Source organism: Yoonia maritima (assembly GCF_003003285.1).
Classification (GTDB): Bacteria; Pseudomonadota; Alphaproteobacteria; order Rhodobacterales; family Rhodobacteraceae; genus Yoonia; species Yoonia maritima.
On record NZ_PVTP01000007.1, the window covers coordinates 51791 to 70203 of the forward strand.

The following is an 18413-nucleotide window of genomic DNA, read 5'->3' on the forward strand; positions in this document are numbered from 1 at the left end:
TACGGCGGCATGAACAGGGATAGAAGCCCTTCATTCAACGAACCAAGCGGCATTTCGCAAATTTAACTTTTAAGATATTTTTTGCTGTATAATCCCGAAATTAAACGAAATTATATCACTTTTACAACTTATGTGGTGGTGAGTGCGCAACAAGACGCAAATCGGCGTCTTCACACAAACGAGAGCGGACGACCCACATGATTAGGCCGCCCGCAATATTCGAGTCGATATGACCTTAGCGGTCTTTGTAGCTGACACCCTTTACATCGTACCCGGGCTCGGACTGTTCACGGCGAACCAGCAGGCGGTTCAGCGCGTTGATGTAGGCCTTGGCGCTGGCGACGACTGTGTCGGTGTCTGCGGACTGACCAGTCGCGATGCGACCTTCTTCTTCCATGCGTACAGATACCGTTGCCTGTGCGTCAGTGCCTTCAGTGACCGCTTGTACTTGGTACAGCTGCAAACGGGCACCGTGCGGGAACAGCGCCTTGACCGCGTTGAACGTTGCATCAACAGGGCCGTCACCCGTGGCTGATGTTTTAACGTCAGTACCGTCGATCTCCATCACCATGTCGGCGGTTTGCGGACCTTCGGTGCCGCAAACAACGCGCAGCGATTTCAGCTTAAGGCGGTCTTCGTCGCCACTGTTTTGGTGCATCAGTGCCAGCAGGTCGTCGTCAAAGACTTCCTTCTTGCGGTCAGCCAAATCTTTGAAACGGACAAAGACATCTTTCAGCTGATTGTCGGCCAGATCATCAAAACCCAGTTCATTCAGTTTTGCGCGCAACGCAGCACGGCCAGAGTGTTTGCCCAGAGGCAGTGAGGTACCAGACAGGCCCACATCAGCCGGACGCATAATTTCGAACGTTTCAGCGTTCTTCAGCATGCCGTCTTGGTGGATGCCGCTTTCGTGTGCAAAGGCGTTCTTGCCAACAATGGCTTTGTTGAACTGTACCGCGAAACCAGACACAGCGGCAACGCGGCGTGAGATGTTCATGATCTTGGTCGTGTCGATCCCGGTTTCATAGGGCATGATGTCGCCTCGCACCTTAAGGGCCATGACGACCTCTTCCAGCGCTGTGTTACCGGCACGCTCGCCCAGACCGTTGATGGTACACTCGATCTGACGCGCGCCGCCTTCGACAGCAGCCAAAGAGTTCGCAGTCGCCATGCCCAGATCGTTATGGCAGTGCGTTGCAAAAATCACCTCATCGGCACCGGGAACGGTTGCGATCAGGTTGCGGATCAGCTCGGCGCTTTCAACGGGCGCTGTGTAACCGACCGTATCGGGGATATTGATCGTCGTGGCACCGGCCTTGATCGCGATTTCTACGACGCGGCACAGGTAATCCCATTCTGTGCGGGTCGCGTCCATTGGGGACCATTGCACGTTGTCACACAGGTTGCGGGCATGGGTGACCGTGTCGTGGATACGTTCGGCCATTTCATCCATGTTCAGGTTCGGAATGGCGCGGTGCAGTGGCGACGTGCCGATGAATGTATGGATGCGCGGAGATTTCGCGTGCTTCACGGCCTCCCAGCAGCGGTCGATATCTTTATAGTTTGCGCGGGCCAGTCCACAGATCGTCGACGTTTTTGCCAGACGGGCGATTTCACTGACGGCCTTAAAATCACCTTCAGAGGCGATCGGAAATCCAGCTTCGATAATATCGACGCCCATTTCGTCCAGCAGTTCAGCAATTTCCAGCTTTTCCGCATGTGTCATTGTCGCGCCCGGTGACTGTTCGCCGTCGCGCAGGGTGGTATCAAAAATCAGAACTCTATCTTTGGTCATCTGATCATTCCTTCAAATATGGTCTTTGGGGGCGGCGGGTCGATCCGCGTCGCCGGAATTTGGTTCACCTTGCGGTTCGATCAACAGCACTTTGGCTTCTTGATCTGCACGAGGGCGATGTACGACACCTTTGGGTACGATGAAAAGCTCACCGGCGTTAAAAGTCACACTTTCCGCGCCTTCAAGGTCCATTGTGACCTGACCCTCGATAACAAGAAAGAAATCGTCGGTGTTGTCGTGCTTGTGGTAGGGGAATTCGCCTTGAAACTTAACGACCATCACGTCGTTATTGTTATAGCTGGCGACCACCTTGGGATCCCAGTGGGTGTCAAAAAGCGATAGCTTTTGCGCAATATTAATGGCTTGCATGGTTTTTCCTAACTCTGATGGGGTGTTTTCAGCGCTGTATCTCAACTCCTCTGAGCACGCGCGCCAAACAAGGCCGTGCTCAGAGGCGAGTTAGGAGTAGGTCAAGGCCACGCGCAAACGGCGCCGGAAGGCGCTGCGGGTTTGTGATATGTTGGGCGTTGAACATGGCGGTATTTATACGCGGGATTTCGACGTTGAAAAGCAAAAAAGCCAGATTGCAACGAAGTCATCAGCGAATACTGGTCGAAATGATTGGTCGCGCTAACTCATCAGCATGGAAAATGCTTTAATAATTGGTGCCTCGGGCGGTATTGGTGGGGCGCTTGCGGATGCGTTAGAAGCGCGCAGAGTGTCGGTCACAGCGTTGTCGCGATCCGTAGACGGATTTGACGTGGAGCAGCCTGATCGCGCAGATGCAATGTTGGATCAGATCACTGACCGTTATGATCTTATTGTTGTTGCGCTGGGGATACTGGCACCGCCCGGTCAAGCGCCTGAGAAAAGTCTTTCTGCGATGGATCATTCTGCCATGGCGCGTGTGTTTGCTGTGAATGCGGTTGGTCCTGCGATTGTTGCGCGTCATTTGCCACGGTTGTTACAGCGCGATACGCGTGCGGTCGTTGCCGTGTTGTCCGCGCGTGTTGGGTCAATCGGTGATAATGAGATTGGCGGATGGCATTCTTATCGTGCATCCAAGGCTGCGCTGAACCAAATCCTTCGAGGTGCCGCGATTGAACTAAAGCGCACCCACCCTGCATCAATTTGCGTCGCGCTTCATCCGGGAACCGTGCGTACGGCATTTACCGAAAACTATGCGGCGCGACACAAAACAGTTTCGGCGATCAAGGCCGCCACAGATCTGATGCACGTGGTTGATGGGCTATTGCCGCAGCAGACTGGTGGGTTCTACGATTATTCTGGTAATGAGGTGCCGTGGTGAGGATTGTTCTTGTCCTTGGTGATCAACTGTCGCCGCAGTTATCCGCGTTACGCAAAGCAGACAAAAAGACCGATATTGTCGTCATGGCAGAGGTAATGGGCGAAGCGAGCTATGTTCCACACCACCCCAAAAAGATCGTGCTCGTTTTGGCCGCTATGCGTAAATTTGCGGAACAGCTACGGCAAGACGGATGGCGTGTTGCATATAGTCAGCTGGATGATCCAGAGAACACAGGTTCGATCACAGGCGAGCTTATCCGGCGTGCGGCAGAGTATGATGCAGCTGGCGTTGTCTATACAGAGCCGGGTGAATGGCGGCTAATCAACGCACTGGTCGTACTGCCGTTGCGGACACATTGCCTGTCCGATGATCGGTTTGTGGCAAGCCACGCTGAATTTGAAACATGGGCCGATGGGCGCAAGGCCTTGCGGATGGAGTATTTCTATCGAGAGATGCGGCGCAAAACGGGGCTTTTGATGGATGGAGCAAAGCCAGCGGGCGGGAAGTGGAACTATGACCACGAAAATCGTAAACCCGCGCCCGGTGCTGTTCACTATTCCGGCCCGTTGCAGTTTGCACATGACGCGGTTGTAACTGACGTTATTGCATTAGTTGCTGATCAGTTTGGTGAAAATTTTGGATCGCTACACCCATTTTGGTTTGCAACAGACACCGCGCAGGCAAATGAACATTTAGATCATTGGCTTAAATTCGGGTTGCCGCATTTCGGGGATTACCAAGATGCGATGCTCTTGGATGAGCCATTTTTGTACCACGCGGTGATTGGGCTTTATATGAACATCGGCTTGTTAGACCCGATTACCGTCTGTCAAAAAGTAGAGTCGGCATATCGCGCTGGGGATGCACCTTTGAACGCGGCAGAGGGTTTTATACGGCAGATCATTGGCTGGCGTGAATACATGCGTGGCATCTATTTCTTAGAGGGGCCAGATTATACGTCGCAGAATGCACTGGGGCATGACCGTTCTTTGCCCGCGATGTTTTGGGGCGCACAGACCAAGATGAACTGCGTCGCGCAATCCGTAAGGCAGACCCGCGACGAAGCCTATGCACATCACATTCAACGCCTTATGGTTATAGGGAATTTCGCGCTATTGGCTGGACTAGACCCTGAACAAGTTCACCAATGGTATTTGGCGGTCTATGCTGACGCCTTTGAATGGGTTGAGGCACCGAACGTCATCGGGATGAGCCAATTTGCTGATGGTGGGATCATCGCGTCAAAGCCTTATGTGTCGTCTGGCAACTATATTCATAAGATGTCCAACTATTGTGGAACGTGCAGTTACCGCGTTCAAGACAAGACTGGGCCGACGGCTTGCCCGTTCAATATTTTGTACTGGGATTTTTTGCATCGCCATCGTGATCGGTTTTCCGGCAATGGTCGAATGGGGAATATCTATCGTGTGTGGGATCGTTTTGACGATGATAAACAGGCGACAATATTGTCAGACGCTGCAGATTGGCTATCGCGCTTGGATGCCCAAGAGCCTGTCTAGCAAACAAAAAAGCCGCGCCTTTGATTATCAAGGGCGCGGCTTTGTCATGGCTTTCGCCCTATTATTCAGTTGTTGCGGACACCAACGCGCCGTCAGACCAAATGCCCGTGCTTTCTTGGCCGGTTGCGTATGTCATCGTGCCTTCGCCTTCGCGGCGACCGCGTACAAATGCGCCTTCATAGACGTCGCCGTTGGCATAGGTTGCAAGACCTTGACCATTGATCATGCCTTCGCTCCAGTCGCCGACAAAGTTAAACCCATCGGGAAGGGTGATCTCACCTTTGCCATTGCGCTGGTTGTTTGAGAATTCGCCGATGTAAATTGTGCCGTCAGCATAGGCAGCGCGTCCCATACCGTTGCGCTGACCTTCGGACCATTGCCCTTCGTAGGTGTAGCCATCGGTATACGTCATCTTGCCTTGGCCGTGGTTTTTGGCATTCAGGAATTCACCTTCGTAAACCAGACCATTGATGAATGTCGCAACGCCAGAGCCGCTGATTACGCCATTGTCCCAGTCACCTTCATAGGTCGACCCGTCTGGGTACGTCATTTTTCCTGTGCCATGGGCCAGATCGTCGACAAAGCTACCAACGTAGACTGATCCGTCGGGATAGGTGGCTTCGCCGTTACCTTCGATTTGGCCTTCGACCCAGTCACCTACATAAACATAGCCGTCCGCACCGCGCAGGGTTCCCGTTCCGTGACGTTGATCGTTTGCGAACATACCTGTGTACACGTCGCCGTTCGCATAAGTAACGGTTCCTTCGCCTTCGCGTTTGCTTTCGACGAAATTTGCGTCGTAAACATCGCCGTTTGTTTGGGTCAGCTTGCCTTGGCCTTGAATTTGGCCATCTACCCAAGCGCCGCTGTAGATAACGCCATCTGCCATAGTCATTGTGCCGATGCCATCACGTTCGCCCGCAACAAGAGAGCCTTCGTACACGGCGCCATCAGGATAAGTGATCCGTCCTTGGCCTTCCTTGATGCCATTGACCCACTCGCCTGTGTACACATAACCGCTTTCGCTCGTCATGGTGCCGGTACCGTGGTACATCGCGTTACGGAATTCACCTTCGTAGGTTAGGCCGTTTGCGTAATTTGAGACCCCTTGGCCGGTGATGTTTCCATCCACCCAGTCACCTTCGAATGTCCCGCCATCTGCAAATGTGATTCGACCCTTGCCTTCTGGCTTGCCTGCAACGAATTCGCCCTCATAGACGGATCCATTCGCAAAGCGTGCAACCCCTTGGCCACGGATTTCGCCGTTGACCCATTCGCCTGTGTATTCATAGCCTGTAGGAAGACGATAAGTCCCCGTACCATGCTGCTTTCCATCAAGGAATTCACCCTCATAGACGCCACCGTCGTCATACTGCTTTGTTTGGACTGTTTGCGCATGTGCGCTAGTCGCCAACCCAACTGTAAGCAGGGCCACCGCCATTGTCTTTGGTAATCCAAACGTCTTCATTCGTGTACTCCGATCACTTGCTCGCACTGCAGCTTATGAAAGGTGCTGCATCCTGACAACGGTTAAGGTTGCACAATGCATGCATTGTTTTGCAGCCGTCTTTCTAATACGCGTCATTCTGCTACATAAATTGCGGTGAATTAGGACAAAACTATGACGAAAATGTTCCGCCTTACGATGGCTCAGCTGAATCCCGCCGTTGGTGATCTGTCCGGCAATGCGCAGCTTGCGCGCGATGCATGGGAGGCAGGCCGTGAAGCAGGTGCAGACATGGTCGCATTGCCTGAAATGTTCATCACCGGATATCAGACGCAAGATTTGGTTCAAAAGCCTGCGTTTGTTGCTGATGCGATGGCGCATATCATGTCGCTTGCTGCTGATTGCGCCGATGGCCCGGCGCTTGCGATTGGTGGCCCGCAGTTTGATGAAGACCGTCTATACAATTGCTACTTTATCTTGCGTGGCGGTGAAGTCGTGGCGCGGATGAAGAAACATTTCCTGCCGAACTTTAATGTTTTCGACGAAGTCCGCCTGTTTAAGAGTGATGATATTTCTGGCCCCTATGTGGTTTCAGATGGTCCGCGCCTTGGTAGCCCGATTTGCGAAGATGCATGGTATCCTGATGTCGCCGAGGCGATGGTTGAAACTGGGGCGGAAATTCTGGTGGTCCCTAATGGGTCACCTTACTTTCGCAATAAGTTCCCAATCCGCTTAAACAATATGGTCGCGCGTGTCGTCGAAAATGACGTGCCACTGGTCTACATCAACATGGTTGGTGGTCAGGATGATCAGGTGTTTGACGGCGGATCGTTCGTTTTGAACCGAGGTGGTAAGCTGGCCATGCAAATGCCTGTTTTGCAAAGCGCGATTTCTCATGTCGATTTCAAACAGACTGATGACGGGTGGGAAGCGTTACCGGGTGAAATGGCGACGTTGCCCGACGACATCGCTCAAGATTATCAGGTGATGGTCATCGGTTTGCGTGACTATATGCGCAAGACCGGTTTCAAGAAGGTTCTGTTAGGCCTCTCTGGCGGAATCGATAGCGCGATTGTCGCCGCGATTGCGACCGATGCGCTGGGCCCAGAAAATGTGCGCTGTGTGATGCTGCCTTCGGAATACACGTCGCAAGGGTCGTTAGATGATGCGGCGAAGGCCGCAGATGCGCTGGGTGTAAAATACGACATCGTCAATATAGCTGGACCACGCGCCGCAGTGACCGAGGCCTTGGCGCCGTTGTTTGGTGATATGCCTGCCGATCTGACTGAAGAAAACATTCAGTCTCGTATTCGTGGCCTGCTGTTGATGGCGCAGTCAAACAAGTTTGGCGAGATGCTTTTGACAACGGGCAACAAATCCGAGGTCGCAGTTGGTTATGCCACGATCTATGGCGATATGGCGGGCGGGTATAACCCGATCAAAGACATGTATAAAACGCGCGTCTTTGAAACATGCCGCTGGCGGAACGCAAACCACCGCGATTGGATGAAAGGCCCAGAGGGCGAAGTGATCCCTGTTGCGATCATCGATAAGCCGCCATCGGCTGAGCTGCGTCCTGATCAAAAAGACGAAGACAGCTTGCCGCCTTACGACATTCTGGATGGTATCCTAACGATGCTCGTCGATGAGGAAGCTTCTGTCGCGGATTGCATTGCAGCAGGCTATGATCGCGAAACGGTCAAACGCGTAGAGCACCTGATTTACATCAGTGAATATAAACGCTTCCAGTCCGCACCGGGGCCGCGTTTGTCGAACCGTGCGTTCTGGCTCGATCGCCGTTATCCGATCGTGAACCGTTGGCGCGACAATACCTGACAAACACGGGTGGGCTGGGTTAAGCTGAACTATGGCTGAAAACAAAACCCAACCCACGGCACAGGCTGTTTCTGAATTCATCGCGAAGGTGGAACCGCAGCGCAGGCACGATGATGCGGTCACGCTCAACGCGTTGTTCCAAAAGATCACGGGCTGGGAACCACGAATGTGGGGGCCGTCTATTATTGGGTATGGGCAGTATCACTACACCTATGACAGCGGACGCGGAGGCGATTTTCTGGCAACGGGATTTAGCCCGCGCAAAGCAAATTTGGTTATCTATATCATGCCGGGATACACAGATTTTAGCGTAATCTTAGGGCGTTTGGGTAAACACAAATTGGGCAAGTCATGCCTGTATATCAATAAACTGTCGGATGTTGATATCGACGTGCTTGCCGAACTTATCCAAGCGGGGCTTGATGATTTAGGCAGACGTTGGCCCATCACGGCCGAGTGAACACGCCTATTTTGCCGTAGACATAACGTGTTGAAGGATTAAGTCTTAGCCGTGGCGCTGCACTGCAGCGCCGATTTTCATTTAGCCTTAGGTATTCCCAAATGACTGCACCAGACGAACCCGCATTGCTTCCTGGCCGTTGGGTCGCGATGGCTGCTTTGTTGATGGCCAACTTTATCAACCTTCTAGACGTGAGCATCGTCAATGTCGCCCTTCCCAGTATGCAACACGCGTTTGATGCAACTGATAGCCAGATCGAATGGGTCGTTGCAGTCTATATTCTAACCTTTGCATTGCTTCTGTTACCAATGGGTCGGCTTGGCGATGTTGTTGGCCGGCGGCGCATGTTTTTGTCAGGGGTATGTGTGTTCACGGTTGGATCGACGCTATGTGGGATGGCACCTAGCATCGGGACCTTAGTTGGGGCGCGTGTCATTCAAGGGATCGGTGGGGCGATGATGATCCCGCAAACGATGGCCATTGTTCCGGCACTATTTCCACCGCGTGAACGCGGGTTAGCTTTTGCGTTATTCGGCTTGTCTGCTGGGTTGGCGTCGGTCGCTGGGCCGCTGATTGGCGGAATGTTGATTGCTGTCGATCTGTGGGGCCTTGATTGGCGTCCCATTTTCCTAGTGAACATCCCAGTCGGGATCGTTGCGGTTGTCGCGACTCTACGGTTTGTGCCGTCCTTAGAAGGAAATAAGGCGCTGCGGCTTGATTTTATCGGGATCGGGATTGCGGCTGTGGCGCTGCTACTTGTCCTTTTCCCTTTGATCGAAGGGCGTCAGGTCGGTTGGCCATGGTGGTGTTGGGCTATGATGGTCGCGTCACTACCGCTCATCTATGCTTTTGTGACTTGGCAAAAAAATCAAGCTGCGAATGGTCGCCCGCAATTGGTCCCTGCGAGCCTGCTTGAGAATTCCGGCTTTGTCCGAAGTGTTGGCTTTGCGACGATGTTGTTTTCAGGGATGCCAGGGTTCTTTTTGACATTGGCAATGCTACTGCAGGTGGGGAACGGCCTGACCCCGCTGGAGTCTGGTATCACCACGCTTCCGTTCTCTGTTGGGGTGCTGATTGCCTCGTTTATCTCGGGTAAACTTGGCGTACGCTTCCCCCGCGAACGCGTTTGCGCCGGAGCCTTGATGATGGGGAGCGGGATGACCGCACTTCAGTTTTTGATCCCAGGCGCGGGTGAGGAACTGTCGCGTATCGCGTTGACACCTGCGTTGATTATTGCGGGTATTGGCCTGGGGACAGCGGTTTCGCCGCTGTTTCAGACGGTTCTATCGCATGTTGACGGCCAAGATACTGGGTCTGCCTCAGGTGCGATGCAGGCATTTGTCCAAGTTGGCGGCGCGCTTGGGCTGGCCGTCATGGGCGAGTTGTTCTTTGCCACGGTGCAGCGCGAATTACCCGGTGCGGTGGATCCGGCAGCGGTTTACACGCATGGGTTCTCGCTTGCGATTATGTTTTCGACGACGGTTTTCTTCTTGCTGGCGCTTTGGGTGTGGCGTTTACCTGTACCAAATCTTGGCGAAGCCGCCCCAACGGTAGACAAACCGCACCTAGTATGAGAAGGGCGTGCCAACAGGAGAATGCGTTATGACAGTCACGAGATTCGCCCCATCGCCAACTGGATGGATACATATCGGTAACTTGCGCGCTGCGCTATTCAACTATGCGATTGCACGTCAAAATGGTGGTCAGTTTGTACTACGTATTGACGATACCGACGGCGAGCGTTCCAAAGAGGAATACGTCGAAGGTATCAAAGCCGATCTGACGTGGCTGGGTATCAAGTGGGATCGTGTTGAGCACCAGTCACTGCGGATGGACCGTTACGAAATCGCCAAGCAGCGCTTAATCGAAATGGGCCGACTGTACGAATGTTTTGAAACGCCGGTTGAGCTGGACCTAAAGCGCAAGAAGCAGCTGAACATGGGCAAGCCGCCGGTTTATGACCGGGCAGCATTGTCACTGACCGACGCTGAAAAAGACGCGTTGCGTGCTGAACGCGGTTCGCATTGGCGCTTTAAGCTCGATCTGGAACGGATTGAATGGAACGACGGGATTATCGGTGACATCTCTATTGATGCGTCATCCGTGAGCGATCCTGTTCTGTTCAAGAACGGTGGTCAAATTCTTTATACTTTGGCATCTGTCGTTGATGATATTGAAATGGGCATCACTGATGTTGTCCGCGGTTCTGATCACGTCACCAACACAGCGACGCAAATTCAGATCATGCAGGCGCTGGGTGGCACGCCGCCGCGCTTTGCGCACCATTCGCTGCTGACTGGCCCACAAGGCGAGGCGCTGTCAAAACGCCTTGGCACGCTGGCACTGCGCGATTTGCGTAAATCTGGAATTGCACCGGAAGCGATCCTTTCTCTGATGGCACGTCTTGGGTCATCCGACCCGGTTGAACTGCGCGCGAATATCGACGAAGTGATTGCTGGGTTTGATATTTCCAAGTTTGGTTCGGCACCGACGAAATTCGATGCTGCAGACCTCGGCCCGCTGACCGCGCGCCACCTTGCTACGCTTTCGCACGAAGATGTCGCAGAAACGATCAATGCCGCTGGTGTCCCTGCCGAATTGGCCGAGCCATTCTGGAAAGTCGTTCGCGACAACATTAACACGCTTGATGATGTTGCTGGCTGGTGGGTTCTGTTCCGCGATGGCGCGACGCCGCTTGTCGACGATGAAGATCGTGAATTTATTTCTCAGGCGTTCTATCTGTTGGATAACCCACCTTACACGAGTGAGACTTGGGGTAACTGGACAAACCTTGTGAAAACCGAAACTGGTCGCAAAGGTCGCGGGCTGTTTATGCCGTTGCGCAAGGCGGTCACCGGGCTAGAACGCGGACCAGAGATGGCCGACGTTATGCCTCTTTTGCAGGTTAAGCCGACGCTGGATTAAATCCGGAGGACGTCTTGTAGATGACGATCAACAAGGGCGGTTTCGCCCTTGTTTAGTTTTTGGTGACGCGGATAGCGCGGTGCGCTTCGGTCATCCCAAACTGGGCCCCATCCATCAGTGGTTTCGAAAAATGCGGCAACACCAGCTGTGCCGAACATTTGTAGATATCCCTGCACCACAACATCCAAATAGCTTAGCAAGATCGGATGCGAGACCGTCGGCCCGGAATGAAGCGTTTGATTAACTTGGTACACTGCGGTCGCAGTTTGCAGGCCGTTGTGTTTGGTCTGGTCCGTTACATCATGTCGCCGGTATGCGGCTTCGCGTTCATCCAGCGCGGCCCAATCTGCATTTGGTACACGGGCAACAACACCTGCGATTTCACTTTGATCGTCGGGGACGACGGATAGATAGGCCACTTCACGTGTCGTGGTGCTTTGCCAGACCCTCCGCCACCCGGATAACACCGCCGGGCGTGGTTCTTGGTAATCATGCGTGGATAGGTTCACGAGGCTACCGTAACCAAAGAATGCTGGATCGTTCATTCGCGTGCTCGTAAGATTTGGGCGGGTTTCGCGGACAATGATCGCCAAGCAAAGCCAAGGCCCGCCAGCGTAGACGCAAGAACTCCGCCGATGATAATGAGCAATGCATTTGGCCAGATGACGCTAAAGCTTGTTTCCATGATGTAGGTCATGACGGCCCATCCTCCTAAGATGCCAGCGCCCAATGCGACGATCCCTGCGGCAAAACCTAGCAAGGCGGATCGCAGCGCGAAACTGATTAGAATGCGCCGACGCGAAGCGCCAAGTGTCTTTAGCACGGCGGCTTCAAATGTGCGGGCGCGTTCTCCGGCTGCGGCTGCGCCGATAAGTACCAAGAACCCGGTAACCAGCGTAATTAGCGCGCCATATCGTGTCGCTGCCGCGATCCCGCCGATCAGTTCTATGACTTGGTCAATCGCGTCACGGATACGGATGGCCGTGATATTGGGGTAGGCTGTCGCGAGGTCGCGCAGGATGGTGGCCTCGGCCTGTTCTTCGGCATAGACAGTTGCGATCCAGCTATGTGGGGCACCTGCCAGTGCGGCCTGATTGAGTGCAAGGACAAACCCGATGCCTGCGTCTTCCCATGTGACATTACGAAAGCTAGTGATCGTTCCTGTAATATCGCGGCCCAGCACGTTGACGGTCATCGTGTCGCCCAGTTCTAATCCCATCTCAGTCGCTTCCTCTTGGGAAAAGCTGATTTGGGGTGGGCCGTCATAGCCTTCGGGCCACCATTCGCCTGCGGTGATCTCTGTCCCAGTCGGTTGGGCGTCGGTGTAGGTGATGCCGCGATCACCTTGAACCACCCAATGCCCGCCGGCTGCTCTTTGGGCTGATTGGCCGTTGATCTGCGTGATGACACCGCGCAGCATTGGGGCGGTTTCAACTTTGCTGACGGCTGGATCACTATCTAGCCGCGCGTTAAATCCGTCGATTTGATCGGGTTGGATATCAACAAAGAAATAGCTGGGCGCAACAGCGGGCAATTCATCTGAGAAAGACTGCTGCAAATTCCCGTCGATCTGCCCAACCGAGGCAAGCACAGTTAGCCCAAGACCAAGCGACAGAACCACAGAAGTGGCCTCGCCACCTTGTGCGCCAATGGAGCCAAGCGCCAACCGCAGGGCGGGGCGGCCTCTTGCCGTTGTGCGCAGGCGGCGGGCAATCCAGCGGATTATGATCGCCGCGATTACCAGGATAAACAGCGACCCTGCGATGCCGCCTGCCGTCCACAGTGTAAGGAACGCTGTTCCAGAAAACTTGATCGCGGCCGCGACGAGTAGGATGACCAATGCAGTTAATGTGCTTAGGTACTTTCGTGGCGGCAATGTTCTGGCACTGCCAAAGGCATCGCGGAACAGGGTCGCTGCGCGGATGTCCTCGGTCTTTGCAAGTGGCCATAGTGTAAAGATCAGCGCGGCAAGGACGCCGTAAATGGCTGCTTCAATTAGCGGCTGTGAATAGACTTTGAAAACTGCAGGGATGGGCAGGCGTGCCTCGATCACTGGCGCGAACAATACTGGCAGGCCCGCGCCCAAGACTAAGCCAATACAGATACCAAACAGCGCGAGCACCCCGATCTGGATAAAGTAAGTCTGAAAGATAGTCGCCCTTGTGGCGCCCAGCGTCTTAAGGGTCGCGATAACGTTTGTCTTGCCTGCGAGGTAAGCTCGAACTGCGGCGGAAACGCCTACGCCGCCAACAGCCAGCCCGGACAAGCCAACAAGGATCAAAAACGCGCCAATCCTATTCACAAATTGTGCCGTGCCACCTGCGCCCCGCCGACTATCGCGCCAGCGTAATCCATCGTCTCGGAATTGGCGCATCGCGTCACGTCGCAATACGGGCAGGTTGGCTCCATCAGGGAGATCCAGCCGGTAATTGGTGGAAAACAACGTGCCTTCGTTCAGCAGCCCAGAATTCGCCAAAGCGTCTGTTAGAACGATTGTGCGCGGCCCTAGGCCAAAGCCTCCAGCAGCATTGTCCGGATAACGGTCGAGGATCGCACGAAGCGTGAAGTCTTGGGTGCCCAACCGAAACCCATCACCGGGTTTCAGGCCAAGACGGTCTGCAAGGACGCGTTCCATCACGCCGCCATAATCGGCAAGTGCATCTGCCAAGGGCATTGGTGGGTCTAGGATGACCGACCCAATAAGCGGATACAAATCGTCAACTGCACGTATTTGCGTAAGCCCCCGTTCGTCACCCACTACAGCCATTGACCTAAAATCAACGGTTTCCGAGACGTGATCGGCGATACTATTGAGCCACGCTAATTCTGTATCTCGGGCAAAACGATAGGTGAACTCGACCTCGGCATCGCCGCCCAAAAGTGCTGCACCGTCGCGTTTTAGCCCGGCCTCGATCCCGGCACGCACGGTGCCAACGGCGGCAATTGCGGCCACACCCAGCGCAAGGCAGGCCAGAAAAACACGAAAACCACGCAGGCCACCGCGTAGTTCGCGCATGGCAAAGCGCGATGCGATCCGGATACTCATTCTGCGGCCTGTGCTTGGGTTTCGATCCGTCCGTCACGCAACCGCACAACGCGGTCACAACGCGCGGCCAATTCTGGTGCATGGGTTACCATGATCAGCGTGGCGCCGTGTTTGTCGCGCAGATCAAACAGCAAATCCATAATCGCCTGACCATTCGTTTCGTCAAGATTGCCAGTAGGTTCGTCAGCCAGCAAGATCCGAGGGCGCGGTGCTGATGCGCGGGCAAGCGCGACGCGTTGCTGTTCACCTCCCGACATCTGGCTGGGATAGTGATTGATCCGGTCACCAAGCCCCACTGCCTGCAATTCCGCCTCTGCCCGTGCAAAGCCATCCGCCACACCAGCCAGTTCGAGTGGGGTCGCGACGTTTTCTAGCGCGGTCATCGTCGGGATCAGGTGGAAAGATTGGAACACCACCCCCATATTGTCCCTGCGAAAGCGCGCAAGCTGGTCTTCGTTCATCGTCGTTAGCTCTTGGCCAAGCGCCAGGATGCTGCCAGACGTAGCCTGTTCCAGCCCGCCCATGAGCATAAGGAGTGACGATTTGCCCGACCCACTTGGTCCAACAAGGCCCAATGTTTCCCCCGCCCCAACATCAAGCGAGATGTCGTGCAGAATATCGACGCGCCCCGCATTCCCATCAAGTGAAAGATTAGTGTCGGAAATGGATAGAACAGGATCGGTCATGCAGGCGGCCTTTGGTCAAATCTGGTCCAATGGATATGGTGCGTCACGGTGGCTGCGCAACCTTACTATCGCGGTTTTGCTAACTACCGGGTCAGTTCAGGCAGAAACGGTCACGATCGCGGCGCTTGGTGACAGCCTGACGGCTGGCTACGGGTTACAGCAAAGCGATGGGTTTGTGGCGCAGATGCAGGCTTGGCTGAATGAACAAGGCTCTGATGTGCGCGTCATCAACGCCGGTGTGTCCGGCGACACAACAGCGGGTGGGCGCAGTAGGGTCGATTGGACACTGACCCCGGACGTTGATGCGATGATCATTGCGCTTGGCGGGAATGACTATCTGCGGGGGATCGACCCAAAGGTAAGTCGCGATAATCTAGATGCAATCTTGGCCGCAGGGCAGGCGGCAGGTGTGCAGATGCTTTTGGTTGGGCTGAATGTTGGGGCCAATTATGGGCCCGACTATGAAACGGCGTTTGAGCAAAACTATGTTGATTTGGCCGAGAAATATAATGTTTCTTTATACCCAGACATGCTCACCGCAATGCGCGCACAAGTAAGCGACCCATCGCAGTTAGGGGCATTGCTACAGTCTGACGGGTTACACCCAAATCCGCGCGGGGTGGCATTAATCGTCCGAGATTTGGGACCGACCTTGTTAGAGCTTGTCGCCAAGGTTGAGTAGTTTAGGATGATTTCACTCAAGTAACCTAAAATCTAAGGGGTATAGTTATGTCTATTGCTAAGGTCACAGAAGTCATCTCAAGCTCATCAAAGTCGTTTGACGATGCAGTCGAAAATGGCATCAAACGTGCGTCAAAAACGCTGAAGGGCATTACTGGTGCATGGGTTGCAGACCAGAAAGTCACAGTGTCAGACGGTGAAATCCAAGAATACCGCGTCGTCCTAAAGATCACGTTTGTTCTGGACGATTGATTAATAAACAGGGCGTTCCGCTTGGGGCGCCCTATTTTTGCTCAAATCGGCGCTCCCCTTAGGCGGTAGCTAAGAGGGGGATACCCGATTAGCAAGCGCCCAACCTGTCTGTACACCGTAGGAAAAAACTTGTGTTTTTTTAATGCTAGCGAGGAGCATTTATCAATGTTGGTAATTGGCGGGACCCTCGGTGAGTAATAATAATTTGAAACACTATCAAGTTTTTGTTCTTCAAATAATGGCTCAGCCAGCTGACACATTAATTAACGATGGTCGGTGGAATATCGACGACATACCACTTGCGATTATTCAATCGTGGATGACTGCTTTCACAGACATGGAAACAGGTGGAAGTTACACGTTGCTTCCTGAGTTTCTTGAGGAGGTGATCGAAATTGATAAATTGCTACGATCTAGAATAGATGACGGGACCGCAAAGAACTGGAAGAATTCTGAGCTTAAAATTGAACCAATGTGGGCAAAGATAAGGAATCTCGCACATCAACTACTTCTCAGTGAAGAAATCCCAGTTGATAATCCGGACCCAAGTGATTGGTATGCGATCTTACCGGAAGAATTGCACTAATTTCTTTTTGCTCACATTGTGTGAGCGTGAAAATTAGAGAAACGACATATGAGGTGGTATCAAAATCCCTTCCCCATGTTGTGCTTTAGGACTGATAGTCAGATTCGACTAAGCCTACACAGCAACAGTTAAACATTGCCTAGCGTCGCACTTTCTGGATTGTCTGATCCGCCCTAACCGTTTCCCAACCGCCTACTGCCCCATCTGGCCAGATCACCCGGACCTCTGCAGTTTCATGCGCTCCGATCCCAAAATGCAGCGGGAGGAGGCTGCCGCTAACGTGCCCGCCTCCGATGGTGCGTTCGATGGTTTGGGTTCCGTCTGGGGTGCGCAGTTCGACGAAGGCTCCGATAGCGAAGGTGTTCGAACCAGTTTGACGCGGATCTATGGTGACCCAATGGCCGGTATCAACGCTCGTATTCTGCCAAATTTCTAGCGGTGCGCGGCGGTTGACGACGACGATATCTAGCAATCCGTCAGCGTTCAGGTCGGCCAGTCCGGCTCCGCGAGAGCGTTCGGTAGTGCCAATCCCGGCAATTCCGGCGGCCTCGGTGAACGTGCCATCAGAGTTTTGCATCAGCAAGTTGTTGGGGTCTTGCATCGCAAGCCCCGGCATCTGATCGACGTTGCCTTTGGCGATGAATAAATCTGCCAGCCCGTCATTGTCGATGTCACCGAATTCGGCATGCCAGCCGGTTGAGGGGCGGCCATCATCTCCGGTAAAGGGGCGTTGGGCGTAGGTGCCTGTGGCATAAGGGACGGGCGCGAATTGTTGACCGTCGTTGAACATAAGCACCTGATCACCCATCGAGGTCAGCATGACATCGGGTTTGCCGTTTCCGGATACGTCACGGCTGGCGATGCCCATGCCCCAGATGCGCTGCACAGGCCAGCCGTCATCTTCACCAAGCTCGCGCAGCGGATCCAGCGACCACATCTGTTCGTATCCGTTACGAACATAATACTGGCGGTCGTTTGATATCCGCAGCATCGGATTGCCAGATCGTTGCCAATCCGAGAACAGCATCGAAAGCGGGCAAAAGCCCGGACTAAGTGCGGTTGTTTCGCCGTAGAGATTGTACTCTGGGCGCAAGAGCCAATTCGTGTCGCACGTTCCAAACGGCCCGTCGGGGTCTTTTGCATCAACATAGTTGCCAATGGCCAGTGTCGGTAGCGTCTGATTGTCTTCCCATGTGGCTGAAAACGCTGTGGACCAACGGTCATCTTTGGGGAGGTTGAATGTGTCAGTTGCATCGCTGAATTGACAGTCACCTTGCCCCCGCAAAAGTACATTGGGTCCATTACGCAGTACCATGAGGTCAACAATACCGTCGCTGTCGATATCGATTGGATATGCACCCGTCACGGCGAGAATCGGTTCGATATCGCCTAAAGTGAAGGCGATGTCAGTTTTTGAGGTGTTAATAAAAAGTTGCGCGGGGTTTGCGCCACCAGCGGCAAAGACCTCGGGCAGAGAATCGTTATTGCAGTCAAAAAGGGCAACACCTCCACCTACGAAATGCTCCCAACCACCGGCATAGATATGTTCGGGCTTAAGGCTATAGTCGCGGTTGACAAAGCGAGGTTGCGCATGTGCTGACTGTACTGCCACCGAAAAGGTTAACGCTATGATCAGCTTGCAAAAATTATAAGGCGCCTGATGTGGGGTCGCATCTGGTCTCATCATAAGTAGTTGCTTGATGCGGGGGCAAATTGCGCGAAATGTATTATTTTCAGACATTGTTTTTTCCCTCTTGCGGCTACCGTTTATACGGTGCAGACGAGCCCGGGCGTCGATAGGGCGGCGTAAATCAGTATTAAGATTTTTCAATGATTACAACGCTCTTTATCAGTTTGACAAAACTGTTAG

16 protein-coding genes are annotated in these 18413 nt (G+C 53.6%); 9 read left to right on the forward strand and 7 right to left on the reverse strand.

Annotated elements, in window-relative coordinates; all coding sequences use genetic code 11:
• Positions 1–235: 235 nt before the first annotated feature.
• A complete protein-coding gene (locus CLV80_RS11335; RefSeq protein ID WP_106358048.1) occupies positions 236–1795 on the reverse strand; it encodes a 2-isopropylmalate synthase in 1560 nt (519 codons plus the stop codon).
• Positions 1796–1807: 12 nt separating this feature from the next.
• Entirely contained in the window at positions 1808–2164 is a 357-nt protein-coding gene (locus CLV80_RS11340) for a cupin domain-containing protein (RefSeq protein WP_106358049.1), read from the reverse strand.
• Positions 2165–2438: 274 nt separating this feature from the next.
• Between CLV80_RS11340 and CLV80_RS11345 the strand changes: the two genes are divergently transcribed.
• Positions 2439–3104, forward strand: a complete 666-nt coding sequence (locus tag CLV80_RS11345; RefSeq protein WP_106358050.1) for an SDR family NAD(P)-dependent oxidoreductase — start codon at positions 2439–2441, stop codon at positions 3102–3104.
• Positions 3098–4624: a cryptochrome/photolyase family protein gene (locus CLV80_RS11350; protein ID WP_243394524.1), complete on the forward strand. Its 1527-nt coding sequence runs from the start codon at positions 3098–3100 to the stop codon at positions 4622–4624. Before CLV80_RS11345 ends, CLV80_RS11350 begins: the two co-directional genes overlap by 7 nt.
• Positions 4625–4685: 61 nt before the next feature.
• On the opposite strand, the gene CLV80_RS11355 is transcribed toward CLV80_RS11350, so the two are convergent.
• A complete protein-coding gene (locus CLV80_RS11355) occupies positions 4686–6065 on the reverse strand; it encodes an MORN repeat-containing protein (protein ID WP_106358169.1) in 1380 nt (459 codons plus the stop codon).
• A gap of 180 nt (positions 6066–6245) precedes the next feature.
• Here CLV80_RS11355 and CLV80_RS11360 point away from each other — a divergent pair, with 180 nt between their 5' ends.
• The 4 genes from CLV80_RS11360 (at position 6246) to gltX (ending at position 11292) form a co-directional block, all read left to right on the forward strand.
• A complete protein-coding gene (locus tag CLV80_RS11360; protein ID WP_106358052.1) occupies positions 6246–7907 on the forward strand; it encodes an NAD+ synthase in 1662 nt (553 codons plus the stop codon).
• 31 nt (positions 7908–7938) lie between these two features.
• Positions 7939–8367: a DUF1801 domain-containing protein gene (locus tag CLV80_RS11365; protein ID WP_106358053.1), complete on the forward strand. Its 429-nt coding sequence runs from the start codon at positions 7939–7941 to the stop codon at positions 8365–8367.
• 101 nt (positions 8368–8468) lie between these two features.
• Positions 8469–9941: an MFS transporter gene (locus tag CLV80_RS11370; protein ID WP_106358054.1), complete on the forward strand. Its 1473-nt coding sequence runs from the start codon at positions 8469–8471 to the stop codon at positions 9939–9941.
• Positions 9942–9969: 28 nt separating this feature from the next.
• Positions 9970–11292 (forward strand): glutamate--tRNA ligase, encoded by a 1323-nt coding sequence (gltX, locus tag CLV80_RS11375; protein WP_106358055.1) that lies wholly within the window; start codon positions 9970–9972, stop codon positions 11290–11292.
• Here the strand turns inward: gltX and CLV80_RS11380 are convergent.
• From CLV80_RS11380 to CLV80_RS11390, 3 genes are read right to left on the reverse strand one after another with little or no spacing between them, the layout of a single operon-like run.
• Positions 11289–11837 carry a gamma-glutamylcyclotransferase family protein gene (locus CLV80_RS11380; RefSeq protein WP_106358056.1) on the reverse strand — a complete coding sequence of 183 codons (549 nt, stop codon included), beginning with the start codon at positions 11835–11837 and terminating at the stop codon, positions 11289–11291. The two genes, gltX and CLV80_RS11380, sit on opposite strands and share 4 nt — an antisense overlap.
• Positions 11834–14338 carry an ABC transporter permease gene (locus CLV80_RS11385; RefSeq protein ID WP_106358057.1) on the reverse strand — a complete coding sequence of 835 codons (2505 nt, stop codon included), beginning with the start codon at positions 14336–14338 and terminating at the stop codon, positions 11834–11836. Before CLV80_RS11385 ends, CLV80_RS11380 begins: the two co-directional genes overlap by 4 nt.
• On the reverse strand, positions 14335–15024 hold the full coding sequence (locus CLV80_RS11390; protein ID WP_106358058.1) for an ABC transporter ATP-binding protein: 690 nt from the start codon (positions 15022–15024) through the stop codon (positions 14335–14337). Before CLV80_RS11390 ends, CLV80_RS11385 begins: the two co-directional genes overlap by 4 nt.
• On the opposite strand from CLV80_RS11390, the gene CLV80_RS11395 reads away from it, so the two are divergent.
• From CLV80_RS11395 to CLV80_RS11405, 3 genes are all read left to right on the forward strand, one after another.
• Entirely contained in the window at positions 15002–15706 is a 705-nt protein-coding gene (locus CLV80_RS11395) for an arylesterase (protein ID WP_243394525.1), read from the forward strand. The two genes, CLV80_RS11390 and CLV80_RS11395, sit on opposite strands and share 23 nt — an antisense overlap.
• 47 nt (positions 15707–15753) lie before the next feature.
• Positions 15754–15957, forward strand: coding sequence for a dodecin family protein (locus CLV80_RS11400; RefSeq protein ID WP_106358060.1), 204 nt, complete (start codon positions 15754–15756; stop codon positions 15955–15957).
• A gap of 190 nt (positions 15958–16147) precedes the next feature.
• Positions 16148–16543 (forward strand): hypothetical protein, encoded by a 396-nt coding sequence (locus tag CLV80_RS11405; protein WP_106358061.1) that lies wholly within the window; start codon positions 16148–16150, stop codon positions 16541–16543.
• Positions 16544–16682: 139 nt separating this feature from the next.
• Here CLV80_RS11405 and CLV80_RS11410 read toward each other — a convergent pair whose 3' ends face one another.
• Positions 16683–18230 (reverse strand): CRTAC1 family protein, encoded by a 1548-nt coding sequence (locus CLV80_RS11410; protein WP_243394526.1) that lies wholly within the window; start codon positions 18228–18230, stop codon positions 16683–16685.
• Positions 18231–18413 lie beyond the last annotated feature (183 nt).

What these genes read in the sequence shown, in the direction of transcription:
- CLV80_RS11335 (WP_106358048.1), bottom strand. Translation starts at nt 1,795, where the DNA reads ATGACCAAAGATAGAGTTCTGATTTTTGATACCACCCTGCGCGACGGC.
- CLV80_RS11340 (WP_106358049.1), bottom strand. Translation starts at nt 2,164, where the DNA reads ATGCAAGCCATTAATATTGCGCAAAAGCTATCGCTTTTTGACACCCAC.
- CLV80_RS11345 (WP_106358050.1), top strand. Translation starts at nt 2,439, where the DNA reads ATGGAAAATGCTTTAATAATTGGTGCCTCGGGCGGTATTGGTGGGGCG.
- CLV80_RS11355 (WP_106358169.1), bottom strand. Translation starts at nt 6,065, where the DNA reads ATGGCGGTGGCCCTGCTTACAGTTGGGTTGGCGACTAGCGCACATGCG.
- CLV80_RS11360 (WP_106358052.1), top strand. Translation starts at nt 6,246, where the DNA reads ATGACGAAAATGTTCCGCCTTACGATGGCTCAGCTGAATCCCGCCGTT.
- CLV80_RS11365 (WP_106358053.1), top strand. Translation starts at nt 7,939, where the DNA reads ATGGCTGAAAACAAAACCCAACCCACGGCACAGGCTGTTTCTGAATTC.
- CLV80_RS11370 (WP_106358054.1), top strand. Translation starts at nt 8,469, where the DNA reads ATGACTGCACCAGACGAACCCGCATTGCTTCCTGGCCGTTGGGTCGCG.
- gltX (WP_106358055.1), top strand. Translation starts at nt 9,970, where the DNA reads ATGACAGTCACGAGATTCGCCCCATCGCCAACTGGATGGATACATATC.
- CLV80_RS11380 (WP_106358056.1), bottom strand. Translation starts at nt 11,837, where the DNA reads ATGAACGATCCAGCATTCTTTGGTTACGGTAGCCTCGTGAACCTATCC.
- CLV80_RS11385 (WP_106358057.1), bottom strand. Translation starts at nt 14,338, where the DNA reads ATGAGTATCCGGATCGCATCGCGCTTTGCCATGCGCGAACTACGCGGT.
- CLV80_RS11395 (WP_243394525.1), top strand. Translation starts at nt 15,002, where the DNA reads ATGGATAGAACAGGATCGGTCATGCAGGCGGCCTTTGGTCAAATCTGG.
- CLV80_RS11390 (WP_106358058.1), bottom strand. Translation starts at nt 15,024, where the DNA reads ATGACCGATCCTGTTCTATCCATTTCCGACACTAATCTTTCACTTGAT.
- CLV80_RS11400 (WP_106358060.1), top strand. Translation starts at nt 15,754, where the DNA reads ATGTCTATTGCTAAGGTCACAGAAGTCATCTCAAGCTCATCAAAGTCG.
- CLV80_RS11410 (WP_243394526.1), bottom strand. Translation starts at nt 18,230, where the DNA reads ATGATGAGACCAGATGCGACCCCACATCAGGCGCCTTATAATTTTTGC.